This is a genomic window from Klebsiella sp. 1SOBk10mer (genome assembly GCF_046602535.1).
GTDB lineage: Bacteria > Pseudomonadota > Gammaproteobacteria > Enterobacterales > Enterobacteriaceae > Klebsiella > Klebsiella quasipneumoniae.
Window position 1 is genome coordinate 1 of record NZ_JBKIUP010000094.1, and the last position, 205, is coordinate 205.

Consider the following 205-nt stretch of genomic DNA (forward strand, 5'->3'; position numbering starts at 1 on the left):
TTTTACTGTCAACGGCGAGATGCAGCTTACGCCAGATACGGCGGCGTTCCTGGCCATGCTTTTTGACTTTCCACTCGCCTTCACCGAAGACCTTCAGCCCGGTGGAATCAACTACCAGGTGTGCGATTTCACCCCGGGTGGGCGTTTTGAAACTGACATTAACCGACTTTGCCCGCCTGCTGACACAGCTGTAATCCGGGCAGCG

Annotated in this window: 1 protein-coding gene; it reads right to left on the bottom strand. The window is 55.6% G+C overall.

What is annotated here, in order from left to right:
- On the bottom strand, positions 1-205 hold a 205-nt coding region (locus tag ACLH1I_RS26780; protein ID WP_411302962.1), incomplete at both ends, for a transposase.